Raw genomic sequence first — 17,781 nt, forward strand, 5'->3', positions numbered from 1 at the left:
CCAAAATGAAACACTTTTTTTTAGGCTTATGCCTAGTTTTTAGTTATTTAACCTTTGCTCAAGAAACATATAGCATTAGAGGCTCTATAAAAGACGCTAATAATGGTGAAACACTATTAGGAGCAACGGTTTTTTTAAAAGATACTAACATTGGTGCCATTACCAACGAATACGGTTTTTTCTCGCTTCAAGCACCAAAAGGATCATATACGCTTATAGTATCTTATATGGGATATGAAAATTTATCTCAAAACATTGATATTCAAAAAGATATATCGATTAATTTTGAACTTACAGAGGCTTCTACATCTTTAGAAGAAGTTGTTATAGTCGCTGAAGAGTCTGAACAAGTCAATATAAAAACACCTCAAATGGGTGTCTCAAAATTAAAATCAGGCACCATAAAAAAAATGCCTGCTGTGTTAGGAGAAGTAGATGTTATTAAATCTATACAAATGCTTCCTGGTGTTACAAATAATGGTGAAGGATCTTCAGGTTTTAATGTGAGAGGTGGAGCAGCAGATCAAAATTTAGTGTTGCTAGACGAAGCCATTATATACAATACATCACACTTTTTTGGGTTTTTCTCTGTATTTAATGCAGATGCAATTAAAGACATAAAACTGTACAAAGGAGATATTCCTGCAAAATTTGGAGGCCGTATTTCTTCTGTTTTAGATGTCAGACAAAAAGATGGTAACAGTAAAAACTATGATGTTACTGGTGGTTTAGGTTTAATTTCTAGTAGACTAACCGTAGAAGGTCCGGTTTTTAAAGAAAAAGGCTCCTTTTTACTAGCAGGTAGAACATCTTATGCGCATCTTTTTTTAAAAATGACCGAAGATTTTAAAGATGATAAAATATCATTCTATGATTTAAACTTTAAAACCAATTACGAAATAAATCATAACAATAAAATTTACCTATCAGGATACTATGGTCGAGACGTTTTCAATTTTGATAAGGTTATAGAAAATAATTATGGAAACATTACTGGAAATATAAGATGGAACCACATTTTTAATGATAAGTTGTTTTCTAATTTATCACTTATATACAGTAAATATGATTACCAAATTATATTAGATTTTATTGAGTTAGATTGGGTTGCTGATATAAAAAACTACAACTTAAAATATGATTTTAAATACTATTTAAACGATAAAATAAAGTTAGACTTTGGTGTTAGTGGAATAACTTATAATTTAAATCCAGGAGAAGTAAAACCTTCTTCACCAACATCGCCAGTAAATTATTTAAAGTTAGACGAAAAAAGAGCTTTTGAAGGAGGTGCTTACATAAGTGCAGAGCATAAAATAACAGATAAATTAACAGCACAATATGGACTGCGATACAGTAATTTTTTCAGACTTGGCGGTCAAAGCATGACTAGTTATGTAAACAATCAGCCGGTAGTTTATAATAGTGAATTAGGAATTTATGAGCGAGGAGAAGAAGCTTTTGAAACCTATTACGAAAAAAACGAAAGTATTGAAACATTTGATAATTTTGAGCCTCGTTTAGGTATGGCTTATCAAATAAACGATGCATCTTCTGTTAAGGCCAGCTATACAAAGTCTACACAGTATTTACATTTGCTGTCTAATACGTCTTCAGTTACTCCGTTAGATGTTTGGACACCAAGTGGAAAATACATCAAACCACAAAAATCAAATCAATATGCTTTAGGGTATTACCGTAGTTTTAAAGACAACCTATTTTCATTAGAATTAGAAACATACTATAAAACAATAGATAACCGTATAGATTACATAGACGGCTCTGATTTAATAGGAAATAATACCATAGAAACAGAAATATTAAACGGCGAAGCAAGAGCTTACGGATTAGAAATTTTATTCAGAAAAAACAAAGGGCGTCTTACAGGATGGCTAGCTTATACCTTGTCTAGATCAGAACAGCGCACTCTTGGAGGTCTTGCTGGAGGTCCTGGAATAAATAATGGCGATTGGTATAAAACACCTTACGATAGAACCCACGATGTTTCAGCTACAGCAACATATAAGCTAAATGACAAATGGAGCTTTAGTTCAAACCTTGTTTTTCAAACAGGTCGACCTGTAACATATCCTAATGGGCAATATACTTACGAAGGACTTTCTATTGCAACCTATTCTAATAGAAATGAAGATAGATTACCAGCATACCACAGATTAGATGTTTCGGCAATTTATAAGCCAAACAATAAACCAGATAAACGCTGGAAAGGCGAATGGGTATTTGGTATTTATAATTTATATAACAGAAAAAATGCAGCAGCAATAACGTTCAATCAAAATAACCAAACAGGGTTAAACGAAGCGACAAGACTCTCTATTTTTGGAATTATACCATCTGTTACTTATAACTTTAAATTTTAGCATCATGAAAACATATATAAAATCACTAATATTTCTTTTTACTATAACAATAATATCCTGTGAAGATGTTGTAGATATTGAAGTTCCTACCGGTCAAACACGTCTCGTTATTGAAGCCTCTTTAGATTGGGAAAAAGGAACAGCAGGAAACGAACAACAAATAAAATTAAGCACATCAACACCATATTTTGGTAATGTATCCAGTACAGAAGTTACAGGAGCATCAGTAACTGTAGTTAATGAGAATACAAGCGAAATATTTAATTTTACTGATGAAAACGACGGAACTTATACTACGACAACCTTTGTTCCAATAGCAGGAGATACTTATAGTCTTGAAGTTATTTATAACGGACAAACATACACCGCTTCAGAAACATTAATGACCGTATCTGATATAAATAGCGTTACGCAATCTATAGAAGGAGGTTTTGATGATGAATTATTAGAGCTTAATTTATATTTTGATGATCCTGTAGATGAAGAAAACTATTATTTAATTCGTTATTACGAAACAGGTGATTTATTTGCTTCTCTAGAAGATGTATCAGATGAGTTTACAAACGGAAATGAAATACACGATTTTTGGGAGAAAGAAGATGATGAAGACAACAATGAGCAGCCATTTTTACCAGGTGATGTTGTAGACGTTAGTTTATACGGCATTTCAGAACAATATTACAATTACATACGTTTGCTTATAGAGCAGTATGATGGTGGCGGCAATCCTTTTTCATCAACAGCTGCGGAAATAAGAGGAAATTGTATAAACCCTAGTAACCCTAGTAATTATGCTTTTGGTTATTTTAGAGTAACTCAAGTAGTAAAAGAAACCTATACCTTTCAATAACAAAAAGGAAAAAGCCGATTAATTTTTTAATCGGCTTTTTTATGTAACAAGCGTGTTAGTTTTATAGATAAATCAGTGAGTATAATTTTAGAGTTTCCATTTCTTTCAATATGATACAAAGCATCTTGTAATTCGTTAGAAATTTCTAAAATATTGTTACCGTGTACAAAAGGTGCAAATTTTCTAATGTCAAAGCCTTCCGTTTTTGTTTCAATGTAAACCAAGCTTTGAGCATTATAGTTTGTTAAAAGCGCTTGTCTAAAAAAAGATAAACAAAAATGCAAAAACTGTTTTTGAGTTTCTCTTCCTGTTTTAGCAATATCTTCACTCCATGAAATTAAATCATGAATAGCAGCCTTATTTCCTTTGGCTTTAAAAGCACTTCTAATCCAGAAAATAAACCACGATTCAAACTGCGTGTCTTCACTATCGTGAAAAACTAAATCACAAGCCTTATTGTAATTCCCATTAGCTTGATGCGCAATTTTAATAGCCTCGGTTTCTTGTAAATCGTAATTTTTTACAATAGCATTTTTTATAATATTCTCTGCCAAAGGCGGAAAATGTAATACCTGACATCGAGAACGAATAGTATTAATTATTTGTTCTTCATCTTCAGCAATGAGTATAAAAATGGTTTTGTTTGGCGGTTCCTCAATAAGTTTCAGCAACTTGTTGGCTGCAGAAGTGTTCATTTTTTCAGCCATCCAAATAAGCATAACTTTATAACCTCCTTCATAAGATTTTAAAGCCAATGATTTTACAACTTCTTGAGCTTCATCAACACCTATTTGGCCTTGTTTATTTTCAACACCTAGTTTTCTGTACCAGTCAAACAAATTACCATAAGGTTGCTCTTTTAAAAGCTCACGCCATTCTTCTAGAAACAAACTAGAAACAGGATGTTTTTTTATCCTATCGTTTGTTGCAACAGGAAAAGCAAAATGCAAATCAGGATGCGAATAGTTTTTAAACTTTAAATTACACGCTTCATTTCCATTTGAATTTTCGCCACCTTTATTACCGCACAAAATATACTGCGCATAAGCAATAGCCATTGGTAATGTTCCGGATCCTTCAGGACCTACAAATAATTGAGCATGAGGAATACGGCCATTTTCTACACTTTGAGTTAAGTGATTTTTTATATGTTCTTGTCCTAAAACGTCTTCAAATAGCATAAAACAAAGATAACAGAAATACTATCTTTTTTATAAATTGAAAAAATTATATTTGTCTTTCTAAAATAGAAATCATGAAATGCCTATTCACTGATTTATCATAGAAAAATGATGATTTTTTAGGCATTCCATCTGATTATTGATATAAACAACTAAAAAAACAACAGATGAAAACTCTAAACGACTTTGATTTTAAAGATAAAAAAGCATTAATACGCGTAGATTTTAACGTGCCATTAAATGATGATTTTCAAGTAACAGATGCTACAAGAATCTTATCTGCAAAACCAACGATTATAAAAATTTTAGAAGATGGAGGAAGCTGTATTTTAATGTCGCATTTAGGAAGACCAAAAGGTGTTGATGAAACGTTTTCTTTAAAGCACATTGTTGAAAAAGTAGAAGATATATTAGGTGTTGGAGTTAAGTTTGTATCAAGTTGCGTTGGAGCTGAAGCCGAAGAGGCCGCAAATAATTTAGAACCAGGAGAAATATTACTATTAGAAAACCTACGTTTTCACCCTGAAGAAACAGCAGGTGATGAAAATTTTGCTCAATCACTTTCAAAGTTAGGAGACATTTATGTAAATGATGCTTTTGGTACAGCACATAGAGCGCATGCATCAACAACTATTGTGGCGCAGTTTTTCCCTGAAGCTAAATGTTTTGGAACCTTACTAGCAAAAGAAATAGAAAGTATAGATAAAGTTTTAAACACTAGCGAAAAACCAGTTTTAGCTGTTTTAGGAGGTGCTAAAGTGTCTTCAAAAATTACAGTTATTGAAAATATTTTAGACAAAGTAGACCACATGATTATTGGTGGTGGAATGACTTTTACTTTTATTAAAGCACAAGGCGGAAAGGTAGGAGACTCTATATGTGAAGATGATAAAATGCCACTTGCATTAGATATTTTAAAACAAGCAAAAGAAAAAGGTGTACAAATTCATTTACCTGTTGATGTTGTTGCTGCAAATGCTTTTAGTAACACTGCTGAAACTCAAATAGTAGATGTAAATGCAATCCCAGATGGGTGGCAAGGTCTTGATGCAGGACCAAAATCTTTAGAAAACTTTAAAGATGTGGTAATGCAGAGCAAAACTATTTTATGGAATGGTCCATTAGGTGTTTTTGAAATGGAAAGCTATGCCAAAGGAACAATTGCTTTAGGTAATGCCATTGCCGATTCTACAAAAAAAGGAGCTTTTTCATTAGTTGGCGGAGGCGATTCGGTTGCAGCTGTTAAACAATTTGGTTTTGAAGATAAAGTAAGCTACGTGAGCACAGGTGGTGGTGCTATGTTAGAAAGCCTTGAAGGTAAAACACTGCCAGGAATTGCAGCTATTTTAGAGGCATAAAGCGCTAATATTCTAATTTCGTATCTTTAAAAGCTATAAAACAAGATTTTATAGTTTAATACGTTGTATTGTAAAAAACAATAAGCATGAAATCCCAATTCGCTTTTATTTGTTTTTGTTTTAGTGTTTGTTTTCTTCAGCTTTTTGCTCAAGACACAATTCAACCTATCAAAAACAACAATAAAAAAGAGGTAAATATATCGGTATCTAAAACGACTGACTCTATTGTTGATGGAAAGAAATTACAATCAACATCAATTCAAGCTGTTATAGACTCTACTCAAATAAAGTCACTTCAGGATCATGAATTGGCTTTACAAATAGATGAAAAATGGTTAGAGGAGTTATATAGTAATACCCTTTTTGACACCATTTATAAAACAGTTTCAGAACTAGATTATAAACCTGTAGTTTATCCAGAGTTACCAACAGATACTTTAAAAGCAAGACTTGCAAAACTTAACGCAAGAACACCTTTTAATGTTGAGTACAATCCATCATTAGAGAATGTTATAAAAAACTTCTTAAAAAACAGACGTACCTCAATGGAGCGTTTAATGGGGTTAAGCCACTATTACTTTCCTATGTTTGAAAGTGAGTTTGATAACTTCAATATTCCGTTGGAGATGAAGTATTTATCTATAGTTGAATCTGCATTAAAACCAAGAGCAAAGTCTAGAGTAGGAGCTACTGGTTTATGGCAGTTTATGTTTGCCACAGGAAAACAATATGGGCTTGATGTAAGCAGTTATGTAGATGAGCGAAGCGATCCTATAAAGTCCACAAAAATAGCAGCGGTATACTTATCAAAGCTTTATGAAATTTTTGGAGATTGGGATTTAGCTTTAGCTGCATACAATTCTGGTCCAGGAAATGTAACCAAAGCGATAAGACGATCTGGTGGCTACCAAAATTATTGGAATATTAGGCATAACCTTCCACGTGAAACAGCAGGTTATGTTCCTGCTTTTTTAGCTACGATGTATATTTTTGAATTTGCTAAAGAACATGGTTTTAAACCTGAAAAACCACAATTTCATTATGTAGAAACAGATACAATTAGAGTAAAGCAAATGATTACGCTAGATCAGGTAGCTGAAACAACAAATATTCCAATAGAAGAGCTTCAGTTTTTGAATCCGTCTTATAAATTAGATATTATTCCATATATTGAAGATAAGGCTTATTATTTAAGATTACCTAGAACAGCAATAGGCACATTTGTTAACAATGAAGAGCAAATTTATGCCTTTGCTAAAACCGAGTTTGATAAGCGAGAAAAACCTTTACCGCAGTTCTTTGAAGCAGAATCAAGAGTAAGATACCGTGTAAGAAGCGGTGATTATTTAGGAAAGATAGCGAGAAAATACGGTGTAAGAGTTAGCCAAATTAAACAATGGAATGGGTTGCGTAGTAATAATTTAAGAATAGGACAACGACTAACTATTTACCCAAGGCGACCTGTTGTAAATACGTCTGTAGCTAGTAATAGCAATGCTTCTCAAGCTTCTTCATCAAGCTCAAAAACCTATACAGTAAAGCAAGGAGACTCCTTATGGAGCATTTCAAGAAAATTTCCAGGAGTTTCTGTTCAAAATATTCGAGATTGGAACGATATTAGTGGTAATAATTTGAAACCAGGAATGAAGCTAAAAATAGCTAAAGGTTAAATTTCAAAAAAACAAAACTAAACCATGCGAAAACTATTACTTGTTTTACCATTGATCATGCTTATGGCATGTAATAATGGTAAGTCAAAAAATCAAAAAATTTTACCAGAATCATCAGGAAAAATAAACAATATTTCTGTTGTTGTAGATAACGATCAGTGGGATGGACCAGTTGGAGAAGCTATTAGAAATACACTGGCAACCTATGTTCATGGGTTACCTCAAGATGAGCCTATGTTTTCTATGAATCAGATTCCTCCGTCTGTATTTTCTGGCTTTGCAACCCAAAACAGAACAGTTTTTAAAGTAGAAAAAAACCAAACATCTGAAATTAAAATTTTAAATGACGTGTTTGCAAGGCCACAAAAAGTAGTTTTGATTACGGGAAATTCAGATGCTGATATTGTAAAACTTATTTCAGATAATTCTGACAGTATCCTTAATGCTTTTAAGGAAGAAGAGATAAAAGAAAAGCAACGTAGAATCAAGCTGTCGCTTCATAAAAACAATAGAATCAAGGAAAATTTAGGGTTAACAATCAACTTTCCTTCTGCCTATAGGATTGCAAAAGAATCGGATAAATTTTACTGGATTAGAAAAGATATTTCTACAGGAACTACAGATTTGATGTTATACGAATTGCCTTTTGATTACATAAAGGAAAATGATAGTCTAGTAAATCAAGTTATAAAAATGAGAGACTCAATAGGAAAGGTTCATATTCCTGGACCTCTTGATGGAAGTTTTATGGTGACAGACAACTCATACTCACCATTTTTATTAAAAACAACAATAAATAATAAACCTGCAATAGAAACCAAAGGAATTTGGGATGTTAAAGGAGCTTTTATGTCAGGGCCTTTTGTAAATTATATTATAAAAGATGAAAAAAATAACAGGCTTTTAGTAGTTGAAGGTTTTGCCTTTGCTCCATCTGTTCAAAAAAGAGATTACATGTTTGAATTAGAGGCAATTATAAAATCTATAAAGATAGACTAGATTTTAAAAAAAACTATATAAACAAAAAAACCAGTGACTTAAAAAATCACTGGTTTTTTTATTTTTTTAAATTAAAAACTTACTCTTTTTTATCTGTATTATTTTCGTCTTTACTAGCGTCTTTAAATTCTTTAATACCGCTTCCTAAACCGCGCATTAATTCTGGAATTTTTTTACCGCCAAATAACAATAATACAACCACAACAACTAAAACTATTTGCCATGGCCCTGGAGCTAAAAATATACTTAATGAAATCATTATATCTTATTTTATGACAGCAAAGTTAATAATTTAAAGTGTATGATATAAATTAATTTTCAATAAGACAATAAGTAATAGGTCTTTCTGTTGGAACAAAAGAGGTCACAGCCACTTGAATAGAACCAGTTCCTCCTGTTACTTTGTTTAGGTTTTGATCATTTAATTCTACAATACTAGATTTTGTAAAGTCTAATTTTTTTGCTTGAGTTTTCATAATAATATGGGTTTTTGGTTATTAATTTATCATAAAACTATTTTATTAGTTCTTTTGTTCCAAATAATGTAAACCGTATTTTATAAAAAAAAGGTTGGTTTTTCATTTGCAAAAGCTTGTAATATATACCACTTTAGGATTATGAAAACATTTTAAAAAAGCGTATTTTTAAAATCCAATATTTAAAATAAATGAGCCTCAATAAAAATTTATTTAACATTGTATTCCTTCTTTTGTTTGCTACAACATCATTTTGTCAAATGACAAATAAGGAGTTTAACGACTCTATTCGAACTAAAATATATAGTTACCCAGATGATGTTATTAAACTATCTAAAAAGTTTCTTTTAGAAGCAGATTTTAGTAATAAAAAAGATATAGTAGACGCCTATTCAGCATTAGGAGTTGCCCATGAAATAAAGAATAACATTGACAGCACATTATACTACTACTATAAGGCTCTTAATCTTGTTGAAGAGCCTAATCAAGTCATTCAATTTAAATATAGTATTGCAGGAATATTTTTAAGAGAAAAATCTTATCAAGATGCATTAGAGCTTTATAATCAATCACTGCTTCTAGCAAAACAATCAAATTCTCAAGAGGCTGTAAACAAGATAAATAGAAAAATAGCAATAATAAGAAATGAAATAGGTCAAGTAGGAGAAGCAGTTAGGTTATTAAAAGAGATTTATTTAGATAGTAAATCAGCCAATGACGTTGATCTAAAGTTTATACGTAAAGACTTAATAGAAGCGTATTTAAAAAACAAAAACTTTAAAGAATCTGAAAGCTTAATAAATGAAGGAATAACAGAAGCGAAAGCAGACAATAATAAAGAGTTTTTGTTTTATATGAACAGTCTTTTAGCTAAATCTTATTTATTTCAAGCAAGACCTAATGAAGCAATGCAAAGTATAAACTTAACACTTGAAATTGCTAAATATCTTAAAAATCAAGAGTTTATTGATGAATCGTATTTTTTACAGGCAGAAATTTACCTACAAAGTAAGAGTTATTCAAATGCTATTGAAGCATTAAAAAAAACAAACACCAGCGATAAAACAAAATCATCTGAACAATTATCTAAATACTATAAACTGATGGCAGAAGCCTATAAAGAGTTAGATAGTATGAATATTTCAAATAACTATTTACAAAGATATATTGAAGAGAAAGACAAAGTTTCTAGCAAAAGATTATACGCGTTAGAAAAAATACACGATATCTCTTTAAATGAAGAGGTTAGTAAAAAAGAAATACAAGCAAAAAAGAAGAGCTACTGGATCGTTACGTCGTTAGTATTGTTAGCATTAATAATAATTTTTATTGCAAGATATTTTAGAATAAAAGCTAGAAATCAAAAACGATTTGATGCGTTGATGGATAAAATTACTGCTTATGAAAACTCCAATAAGGTTAAGGCAGATCAAGATTTAGAAGCTTCAAAAGAACAAGAAAAACAAGTTCCATTAACAAAACCTGAAGCAACGCCATCTATAATTCATGTTGACAAGAAAGATAAAAATAACCAAGAAAAAGATCTTGAAGAAATAGAAAAAGAGCAAGAAGACACAACATTCTCTATAGACGATGAAAAAGTAGACGAAATATTAAAAAAAATACAAACACTTGAAGATAAAATGTATTTTTTACGACAAGATTGTACATTACATAATATGGCAAAAAAGCTTAAAACAAATACTTCTTACCTTTCTAAAATAATAAACACGCATTTAGATAAGTCTTTTAGTACTTATATTAATGAACTGCGAATTAATTATGCCATATTAGAACTAAAAAGCAATAAAAAATTACAAGCATATTCTGTAAAAGGAATTGCCGAAGAAATGGGGTATAAAAATGCTGACTCTTTTTCTCGTTATTTCAAATCTGCCACCGGAATAACACCATCTGTATACCTTGATAAAATAAAAAACGTAAAATAGTTTAAAACACTGTTTTTTAGGTTTTTACCTTTTGAAATCGTTTCTTTTTTTTATAAAAACAAGGATAGATAACTTGTTTTGTTTGTTTTTATTTTCTTGCTTTGAAGAGCAAAATTAAATGAAGGCTTTATAATATACTTTGTAAATCTCAAGCAAAAACAAATAACAAGTAAAGTATATGATAAGGTAAAAAAAAACAGAGCTAAAAAGCCCTGTTAATTGTGAAAACACAAAATTATGTATTCCATGTCCGACAACATGAAGTACTCTACAAAGATAATACTTTTATTGTTTTATTAAAACGATAAAAGAAAATCTTAAGATACTTCTCAAATAAAATTCTTGGAACATAATTACAAAAAGCAGCTTAAGCGCTAATGATTTGCTTGAGTTGAAGAGGATGGTGAAAATCAAAAGCTATTGACTATTAGCCTCCTCTTTACAAGTAGTGTATAAACTTGTTTTAAAATAGAAATATTATGGCACCACAAGAACATTTAAGTACCCAGGAACTGGACATTATTACTAATGAGTTAAAAGAAGACTTTTTTAATGTGCTTCTAGATGATGATCAAGTGTTAATTAACTATTAACCACCTTTTTTGAGGTGTAAATTAATGCCTGTGAAAAAACATCAAAAGAAAATATTGGGTAGAAATACCATTGTTGAGATTACTAAAAAACAAAGTTGGTACAGAAAACTCATTAATAAATTAAAATCAGTTATAAACAATAAAACCTTTAAAACCAAATAATTATGAAAACGCAAAGCAAAGAATTAAATTTTAACAAGAGCTCTATCGTTGAACTTCAAAACAGCGAATTATTAAAAGTAAATGGAGGAACAGACACAACAAATAATGAGCAAACAACACTAGTTTGTGGAGATTGTATTCTGGTGCCAACAACTATAAGACAGCTTACTAAATAAAAGTAAAAAACCTTAAAAGAGTATTAATTATGAAAACTCAAGAAAAGCAAATAGCACTTTTATTTAATAAGACATCTATTGCAGAATTAAGCAACAAAGAACAACTAAATGTACAAGGAGGAACAAGTACGTTTACGATTGTAGTAGAAACCATTATAAGAACAAAAACTTATGGAACATGGATTGATCATGGACCGCTATAAGAAGTCTTTAAATCTAAAAATCTAAAAAAAATGAAAACTAATAAATCAAAATTGAATTTTAAAAAAAGCGCAATAACCGAGCTTAATGACCAAGAGGTTTTTAGCATACAAGGAGGCGGCACAACAACCATTATTGGAGGTGATGACCCGACAGGTTATGTATGTAGTAACTGTATCTCTCATACGCTAAAATTCGAAATAAATTAACAACTATAAAACACAAAATTATGAAAACGCAAAACAACAAATTAGCATTCAACAAGAGTTCTATTGTAGAGCTTAATGACCAAAAACTTTTAGAAGTTAACGGAGGTACATCTCCATTATCAATAGCCGTTTCTGTAGCAGTATCTGTTTATACATATTATGAAACAGGAACGAAAGAAGTTGTAAAAGAAATAATGGATTAAGTATTTATGAAAACTAAAAACAACAACAAATTAGTGTTTGTAAAAAGCTCTGTAACAGAGTTAGATAACCAAGCGCTAAACGAAGTAAAAGGAGGAACCACTACAATGACTATTGGGACAACCAGTACGATTATTGTTTTTACCATCCTAAAAGACCAAAACTAACAAGCAGAATTGAAATTATATACTATATAAGGTTTATAGCCTTCGACTTTATCGAATAAAACAAAAAGAGAGCCAATATAGTAAGAATAGAAGTTTATGCTTAAGGATGAAATTAGACTGCATCCTTAAAAGTAATCAGTCTAGACATTAATAACTATAAAACACAAAATTATGAAAACGCAAAACAACAAATTAGCATTTAACAAAAGTTCAGTAACAGAATTAAACGACGCACAATTATTAGAAGTAGATGGTGGAACAACACCAGTATGTGTAGGAGTTATCATAGGAATTACTATGAGTATTACTATAGATAACGCAATGGACTAATAAAAACAATTACAAACAAAATTAATAACTATAAAACACAAAATTATGAAAACGCAAAACAACAAATTAGCATTTAACAAAAGTTCAGTAACAGAATTAAATGATTCTCAATTATTAGAAGTAGACGGAGGGACAACACCAGTATGTGTTGGTGTTATTATTGGTCTTTCTATTTATACTGCTGTAAGAGAGTAGTAAATATAAATACTTATAAAAAAGTTGTGATTAAAGTTTTTGATCACAACTTTTTTGCTTTAAAATGGTTTCCGTTTATTAAAAACAAAGACTTAAAACTAGAGAACCGAGGTTAAAATAATACTAGATATAATTATAGATACGTAAACCAATTAGTTCTAACTAATCATTTTATAGAAGGCAATAAGTAGTGATAACAGAATTAAAAATAAATAAAGATCATGAAAAAGAGGTTCTTAAAAACACCTCTTGAAGAAATAAAGTAAAGCTATAACCATTGTAATATTATCACTTCAAAAAAGGATTGTATTAAAGTAATAAAGGGCTAATTGTGACATTTTATAAAAAAACCGTTAAGAGTTTTTGTAGTAAACCCATAACGGCATTTTCTTATTTTTTCTAATATAGAAGGATTACCTTTCCTACTTTGTATGAAGATTTGTTAAATGATTTTTCAATAAATGTATTTATATCATTTTCATTGAATACTGAGTCAATAACAATGTTGCTATCTGAATCCTTTGCAAGAATATTAACACCTGTTTCTAAATCTTCTGTCGTTCCTAGGCAGTTTCCTATTAAACTAACATTTCTGCTTATTAAGCCACTTAATAGGCCTGGTAAGTTTTCTAAAGAAGCTTCAGAATTAAACTTTTCTTTTGATTGGTTATACATTCCACATGTAACGTAATTAGCGCCAAAATTAAGGTGGTTTTGTAGTTTTTTTAAATGAGTGTCTGCAAAAGGATCAATAACAGCATCAAAAAAGAGGTTTTGAGGCAGTTCAAGATTTTTAAATTCAAAAATATCTTTAACAAATGGAAAGTGTTCTTTTACAAGATTAATACCTTTAGTTGAATATGACATACCATAGACATTACAACCTATGTTTTTTAAAAAGTTTAAGGTAATTAATGACGTGTTTGAGGTAATAGATGTAACTAAAACATTTTGTCCTGGTTTTATATCAGCTTTTCGTATCATTGAAAAAGCTGTTTGAACACCAATACTCATACCACAAGCTTGATCAGCAGGAATAGTGTTAGGAATTTTTATTAGTTTTCCTTTATGAAATATTTCAAGCTCTTTACTAGCATGGTTGCTTGGTATGCCTGGTGCAACATTATCTGGTGCATATGGGTACGAACAATTAGCTATTACATGATCTCCAATATTTAAATTTGTGACTTTTTTTCCTACTTTAACAACTTTTCCACAAAATTCAGACCCAATAGGATAATAAGCTTCTTGGTTGTCTTTACTTAATTTATACCAAGCGCTTTCTATAACGCCTTGGTCTCGATAGTTTAAAGAAAAACCTACTTTCTTCACTAAAACAGCGTTATCAAGTTGAGGATTGTTTTCATCAAACTCTGTATCAGGAACGTGTATTAAAGCTAGTGGAATTTTTAATGAATCAATTTCTAATATGTATTTTTCTTTGGCTTTAATTTTTTTTGATAAAGCAGGACTTAAAACGGCTAGTGCTCTCATTTCTTTGTTTTTTATTTAAAAAGGAGAGATTGTGTCTCTCCTTTTTTTGGTTAGTTTCTATTAGATTGCAACTTCTTGTTGAGGTTTTTTTTGTGTATGCAGTTGTTTGCTGTAGTATTTAAAAAGCATGTCATACACAACCATTTCATGAATGCGTTGTTTTGCTAAAAATATTCGATTACAAACCATGTGTAAGTAGCTTAAAGCAACATTGTGTATTCCTCCTGGTAGTTTATTTTCATTATGTAGCAAACGAATTTTTTCTGCTATAGGCTTATTCTTTTGTGAACGTTCTTTTAAAACGTCCCATAAAGGTTCGTAAATAGCAGGTTTGCTATTGTAGTTTAAAAAAGCTTCAATGTTTGTAATGTTATCACTATAGAGTTCGTTAACCTGCTTGTTTAATGCGCCTTTTTTGTTGAACTCTTTTCCAAAACTAGTTTTAGCAATGTTAAGCATTTGCATTTTTTCTTTTAAGCTAAAGCCAAGATCATTAAGGAGATGATCCATTGAAAGTAAAGAGAATAACCATCTTACTGATTCACCTGCATCGCCTTCAATCATGTCAGCGAAAGCTAGTGTTGCTTCGCTGTCATTATTGAATAGCTTTTCGGTTGCTTCTATTGCGTCAAAGCCATAACGCTGTAATTCTCTTAAATATGTGTCGGTTTGTGTTTTCCAGATTAACAGGTTGTTTTCAAATGGATCGATGTGCTTTTTTATAATAGATGTGCAAAGTGATAGTTTGGTTATGTCTTTTAAATGAATTCTAAATCTTAAATGGTGTCCTAAAGAGTCAACATATCTAATAAAAAACCATTTTTTGATTAAATCTTGAGATTGCAACTCATCTACAATTGGTTTTAATGCTTTGTTTAATAGTTTTTCGCCAACGCGCTCACCACAGTAAAACTTATAATATAGCCATTCATCTCCGGTAGAGTATGACGCTTTTTGTAAAGTGATATCTTCTTTCTTTTTTGTAAGTTTTGTTTTTTCCTTTGTTTTTTCTGCGTTTTTATATGCAGGTAAAACAAACTCATTACAGTAGTTGCCGGTTATGCTATTTTCTTTAAATAAAAATTCTTTAAGCTTAATTAAACGCTCTCCTTTAAGCATATAATAAAAGACTTTGCAGCTTAACTCGTTTTCAAAGTTAACAACAACCTCATTGTCGCCTCTGGTAAATGAAATTATATTAGGTATGTTGTGTTCTTTTTGAAAAGCTCTAACGGTATGTACTGCGTTTTCTTCATCAGATTTTAAAATTTTGTTGATTGTTTCTTCATTTAAAATCCATGTTGCTCTAGAAAAAACAATGTCTTTATAGCTTACGCGAGGTAAAAATTCAAATTCGTTTTGAATACTACCCCAACTAAATGATAAACCTGCCTGATCTTGATCTTGTAAATCGCATAGAAAATGATAAATAGGTAGTGCATTAGCGCTGTAATTATGAGCGTTTCCTAAACGAGGAATTACTTCTTTATTAAGTTTTTTTGAGCGAAGAATAACTTTGCCTCGTTTTACAGAGACATATAAATCAGATACATCAATTTGTTTTTCTTTTTCTAAAGATGAGTTTCCTAAATAAGGAATCTCGTAATCTCTTTGAAACTTTCTGTATAAGATGTTTCCTGTTCTAGCTTGAGGTAAATGGATAATTTCAGCTAAAACTTTGTCTTTATATAAATCTTTTTCTTTTTTGTGAGTGTCATCACATATGTCTTGAATGGAGCTGTTTAGGTGTCCGAATCGGCCTATTAATCCATTAGCAGATGGTCCCCAAACAGATTTTAAGTGTATTTTCTCTTCTTCATGCTCATTAAAGACGCTAAAAAATGTAGAAAAACTATCAGGGTACAATTTTTGGTTTTCATCAAAACTGTTTATCTCTTCATCTGTTAATTTTATTTCATTTTCATTGTTTTTATAAGCATTTAAAACTTTTTTAAATAGAAAAGTAGTTTTGTTGCTCCAAGATATTTTTCTGTCGTTAGTAGCGATTCTAAAAATAGAAAGTTTATCAACTAAAGGTGTTTTTGCTCCTGAACTATTACCATAACCAATACCTAAATCAGGGTCTAATACGTTTATTAAAGGTTGCTCATACTCTTCGTATCGTTCTAAAAAACGTTTTTTAAATGTTTCTAAAGTGGGGTTAGATCTATTGTTTTGAAGTTTGTTAAGTATTACAATAGCATTTCTTAATTTTTTTATGGTAGAGTAGCTTAATGTTGCGTCATTTATATGTCTATAACTGTCTACTTGAAAAAGCTTTGTAATGTCTGTTTCTTGAATTTCTTTTTCAATAAGCTCGTGTATCTCTCTGTATTTTTCAGGGTCGTTAAAAACAGCGCTATCAATGTTAGAGATTTTTTCTTTTAAACGAGTTAATAGGTTTTTTATAACCTTTGCTTCATAAAAGTCAAAGCGTTTTTCTGATAATTTTTCAAGAAGGCTTTCTAGGTAATCATTTCCTGTTAAGGTAAACTCTAGTTCGCTATTAATGAATTGGCTATTTATAATTTCATGTATATAGTTAAGAGCGTCTTCTTCAGAAATATTATCGTCAGTAATAGGTTTAATTAAATCTTTAATGTGAGCGCCATCTCTGGCTATCTCAATTATTTTTTCTAGATACTTGTTAATGTCTACTTCTGATATTTTATGGCACCTTATATTGTCTTTAAAGTAGTATTCTACATATCTATACTTGTCCATTACCTTGTACATAGAGTTGTTAGGATAATATTTTAAAGCATTTCTAAAAGGTAGGTTGCTAGTAATTTCTGGAAGTACTTTTCCTAAAAAGTACATATCAAACTTTGTAGTTCTATCAAGAGTAGCTTCTTCTACATTTATATGACTTTCCTTTCCTAGGTTTATAGTGCCAACAGAAGCCCATAAGCCAAAAGGCGTACATCTATTTGATAGCCTTGAAGTGTATTTGTATAAAGATCCTTTAAGGTTTTTTAATTCGTCTTCAGTCTGAAAAGCCTCGCCTTTTTCCCACATTTCCATTGCTTTATAAATGTTTGGTGAGCCTAAAAAAAGTGCTTCTCTGTGTTTAGGTTCTTTAAAAATTTCTTGAATTTGCTCCCATGTAATATCTGTTTTTTTTATACTTAACGGAGTTCTAATTATGGCTTTATTTGCAAAAGAATGATTTTTCATAAGTTAAGACTT

General features: G+C 30.7%; 18 protein-coding genes. 13 read left to right on the top strand and 5 right to left on the bottom strand.

Annotated features, from left to right (window positions below):
* Positions 1–5: 5 nt before the first annotated feature.
* Together ACN5J3_RS00790 and ACN5J3_RS00795 are read left to right on the top strand one after the other, a co-directional pair.
* Entirely contained in the window at positions 6–2,381 is a 2,376-nt protein-coding gene (locus ACN5J3_RS00790; RefSeq protein ID WP_418510426.1) for a TonB-dependent receptor, read from the top strand.
* 4 nt (positions 2,382–2,385) lie between these two features.
* Positions 2,386–3,231, top strand: a complete 846-nt coding sequence (locus tag ACN5J3_RS00795; RefSeq protein ID WP_418510427.1) for a DUF4249 domain-containing protein — start codon at positions 2,386–2,388, stop codon at positions 3,229–3,231.
* 26 nt (positions 3,232–3,257) lie between these two features.
* On the opposite strand, the gene ACN5J3_RS00800 is transcribed toward ACN5J3_RS00795, so the two are convergent.
* The gene (locus ACN5J3_RS00800; RefSeq protein ID WP_418510428.1) at positions 3,258–4,412 is read right to left on the bottom strand and encodes an ATP-binding protein; all 1,155 of its coding nucleotides are present in this window, start codon (positions 4,410–4,412) and stop codon (positions 3,258–3,260) included.
* 167 nt (positions 4,413–4,579) lie between these two features.
* Between ACN5J3_RS00800 and ACN5J3_RS00805 the strand changes: the two genes are divergently transcribed.
* The 3 genes from ACN5J3_RS00805 to ACN5J3_RS00815 all read left to right on the top strand — a co-directional run bounded on the left by ACN5J3_RS00805 (position 4,580) and on the right by ACN5J3_RS00815 (position 8,439).
* The gene (locus tag ACN5J3_RS00805) at positions 4,580–5,770 is read left to right on the top strand and encodes a phosphoglycerate kinase (protein ID WP_418510429.1); all 1,191 of its coding nucleotides are present in this window, start codon (positions 4,580–4,582) and stop codon (positions 5,768–5,770) included.
* A gap of 86 nt (positions 5,771–5,856) precedes the next feature.
* Positions 5,857–7,440, top strand: a complete 1,584-nt coding sequence (locus ACN5J3_RS00810) for a LysM peptidoglycan-binding domain-containing protein (RefSeq protein ID WP_418510430.1) — start codon at positions 5,857–5,859, stop codon at positions 7,438–7,440.
* A gap of 24 nt (positions 7,441–7,464) precedes the next feature.
* Complete coding sequence (locus tag ACN5J3_RS00815; protein WP_418510431.1) at positions 7,465–8,439, top strand: DUF4837 family protein; 975 nt, start codon at positions 7,465–7,467, stop codon at positions 8,437–8,439.
* 79 nt (positions 8,440–8,518) lie between these two features.
* Here the strand turns inward: ACN5J3_RS00815 and tatA are convergent, their stop codons facing one another.
* Together tatA and ACN5J3_RS00825 are read right to left on the bottom strand one after the other, a co-directional pair.
* Positions 8,519–8,698 carry a twin-arginine translocase TatA/TatE family subunit gene (gene tatA, locus ACN5J3_RS00820; RefSeq protein ID WP_418508813.1) on the bottom strand — a complete coding sequence of 60 codons (180 nt, stop codon included), beginning with the start codon at positions 8,696–8,698 and terminating at the stop codon, positions 8,519–8,521.
* A gap of 52 nt (positions 8,699–8,750) precedes the next feature.
* Positions 8,751–8,915: a class I lanthipeptide gene (locus ACN5J3_RS00825; protein WP_417291538.1), complete on the bottom strand. Its 165-nt coding sequence runs from the start codon at positions 8,913–8,915 to the stop codon at positions 8,751–8,753.
* 260 nt (positions 8,916–9,175) lie between these two features.
* Here ACN5J3_RS00825 and ACN5J3_RS00830 point away from each other — a divergent pair, with 260 nt between their 5' ends.
* The 8 genes from ACN5J3_RS00830 (at position 9,176) to ACN5J3_RS00865 (ending at position 13,098) form a co-directional block, all read left to right on the top strand.
* On the top strand, positions 9,176–10,864 hold the full coding sequence (locus ACN5J3_RS00830) for a helix-turn-helix domain-containing protein (RefSeq protein WP_418510432.1): 1,689 nt from the start codon (positions 9,176–9,178) through the stop codon (positions 10,862–10,864).
* A 757-nt stretch (positions 10,865–11,621) separates the two neighbouring features.
* Positions 11,622–11,795 carry a class I lanthipeptide gene (locus ACN5J3_RS00835; RefSeq protein ID WP_417291540.1) on the top strand — a complete coding sequence of 58 codons (174 nt, stop codon included), beginning with the start codon at positions 11,622–11,624 and terminating at the stop codon, positions 11,793–11,795.
* Positions 11,796–11,824: 29 nt separating this feature from the next.
* A complete protein-coding gene (locus tag ACN5J3_RS00840; RefSeq protein WP_417291541.1) occupies positions 11,825–11,998 on the top strand; it encodes a hypothetical protein in 174 nt (57 codons plus the stop codon).
* Positions 11,999–12,028: 30 nt separating this feature from the next.
* Positions 12,029–12,205, top strand: a complete 177-nt coding sequence (locus tag ACN5J3_RS00845; RefSeq protein WP_417291542.1) for a class I lanthipeptide — start codon at positions 12,029–12,031, stop codon at positions 12,203–12,205.
* A 20-nt stretch (positions 12,206–12,225) separates the two neighbouring features.
* Complete coding sequence (locus tag ACN5J3_RS00850; RefSeq protein WP_417291543.1) at positions 12,226–12,408, top strand: class I lanthipeptide; 183 nt, start codon at positions 12,226–12,228, stop codon at positions 12,406–12,408.
* Positions 12,409–12,414: 6 nt separating this feature from the next.
* On the top strand, positions 12,415–12,573 hold the full coding sequence (locus ACN5J3_RS00855) for a class I lanthipeptide (RefSeq protein ID WP_418510433.1): 159 nt from the start codon (positions 12,415–12,417) through the stop codon (positions 12,571–12,573).
* Between the two features lie 171 nt (positions 12,574–12,744).
* The gene (locus tag ACN5J3_RS00860) at positions 12,745–12,903 is read left to right on the top strand and encodes a class I lanthipeptide (protein WP_417291545.1); all 159 of its coding nucleotides are present in this window, start codon (positions 12,745–12,747) and stop codon (positions 12,901–12,903) included.
* A 45-nt stretch (positions 12,904–12,948) separates the two neighbouring features.
* Positions 12,949–13,098: a class IIb bacteriocin, lactobin A/cerein 7B family gene (locus tag ACN5J3_RS00865; protein ID WP_417291546.1), complete on the top strand. Its 150-nt coding sequence runs from the start codon at positions 12,949–12,951 to the stop codon at positions 13,096–13,098.
* Between the two features lie 399 nt (positions 13,099–13,497).
* On the opposite strand, the gene ACN5J3_RS00870 is transcribed toward ACN5J3_RS00865, so the two are convergent.
* Together ACN5J3_RS00870 and ACN5J3_RS00875 are read right to left on the bottom strand one after the other, a co-directional pair.
* The gene (locus ACN5J3_RS00870; protein WP_418510434.1) at positions 13,498–14,592 is read right to left on the bottom strand and encodes an alcohol dehydrogenase catalytic domain-containing protein; all 1,095 of its coding nucleotides are present in this window, start codon (positions 14,590–14,592) and stop codon (positions 13,498–13,500) included.
* Positions 14,593–14,652: 60 nt separating this feature from the next.
* A complete protein-coding gene (locus ACN5J3_RS00875) occupies positions 14,653–17,769 on the bottom strand; it encodes a lantibiotic dehydratase (RefSeq protein WP_418510435.1) in 3,117 nt (1,038 codons plus the stop codon).
* Positions 17,770–17,781 lie beyond the last annotated feature (12 nt).

The organism is Corallibacter sp., assembly GCF_048381695.1.
Lineage (GTDB): Bacteria > Bacteroidota > Bacteroidia > Flavobacteriales > Flavobacteriaceae > Corallibacter > Corallibacter vietnamensis.

Coding starts and splice junctions, on each gene's coding strand:
- ACN5J3_RS00875 (WP_418510435.1), bottom strand. CDS start 17,769: ATGAAAAATCATTCTTTTGCAAATAAAGCCATAATTAGAACTCCGTTA.
- ACN5J3_RS00830 (WP_418510432.1), top strand. CDS start 9,176: ATGACAAATAAGGAGTTTAACGACTCTATTCGAACTAAAATATATAGT.
- tatA (WP_418508813.1), bottom strand. CDS start 8,698: ATGATTTCATTAAGTATATTTTTAGCTCCAGGGCCATGGCAAATAGTT.
- ACN5J3_RS00795 (WP_418510427.1), top strand. CDS start 2,386: ATGAAAACATATATAAAATCACTAATATTTCTTTTTACTATAACAATA.
- ACN5J3_RS00860 (WP_417291545.1), top strand. CDS start 12,745: ATGAAAACGCAAAACAACAAATTAGCATTTAACAAAAGTTCAGTAACA.
- ACN5J3_RS00865 (WP_417291546.1), top strand. CDS start 12,949: ATGAAAACGCAAAACAACAAATTAGCATTTAACAAAAGTTCAGTAACA.
- ACN5J3_RS00855 (WP_418510433.1), top strand. CDS start 12,415: ATGAAAACTAAAAACAACAACAAATTAGTGTTTGTAAAAAGCTCTGTA.
- ACN5J3_RS00840 (WP_417291541.1), top strand. CDS start 11,825: ATGAAAACTCAAGAAAAGCAAATAGCACTTTTATTTAATAAGACATCT.
- ACN5J3_RS00835 (WP_417291540.1), top strand. CDS start 11,622: ATGAAAACGCAAAGCAAAGAATTAAATTTTAACAAGAGCTCTATCGTT.
- ACN5J3_RS00825 (WP_417291538.1), bottom strand. CDS start 8,915: ATGAAAACTCAAGCAAAAAAATTAGACTTTACAAAATCTAGTATTGTA.
- ACN5J3_RS00790 (WP_418510426.1), top strand. CDS start 6: ATGAAACACTTTTTTTTAGGCTTATGCCTAGTTTTTAGTTATTTAACC.
- ACN5J3_RS00805 (WP_418510429.1), top strand. CDS start 4,580: ATGAAAACTCTAAACGACTTTGATTTTAAAGATAAAAAAGCATTAATA.
- ACN5J3_RS00800 (WP_418510428.1), bottom strand. CDS start 4,412: ATGCTATTTGAAGACGTTTTAGGACAAGAACATATAAAAAATCACTTA.
- ACN5J3_RS00815 (WP_418510431.1), top strand. CDS start 7,465: ATGCGAAAACTATTACTTGTTTTACCATTGATCATGCTTATGGCATGT.
- ACN5J3_RS00870 (WP_418510434.1), bottom strand. CDS start 14,592: ATGAGAGCACTAGCCGTTTTAAGTCCTGCTTTATCAAAAAAAATTAAA.
- ACN5J3_RS00845 (WP_417291542.1), top strand. CDS start 12,029: ATGAAAACTAATAAATCAAAATTGAATTTTAAAAAAAGCGCAATAACC.
- ACN5J3_RS00810 (WP_418510430.1), top strand. CDS start 5,857: ATGAAATCCCAATTCGCTTTTATTTGTTTTTGTTTTAGTGTTTGTTTT.
- ACN5J3_RS00850 (WP_417291543.1), top strand. CDS start 12,226: ATGAAAACGCAAAACAACAAATTAGCATTCAACAAGAGTTCTATTGTA.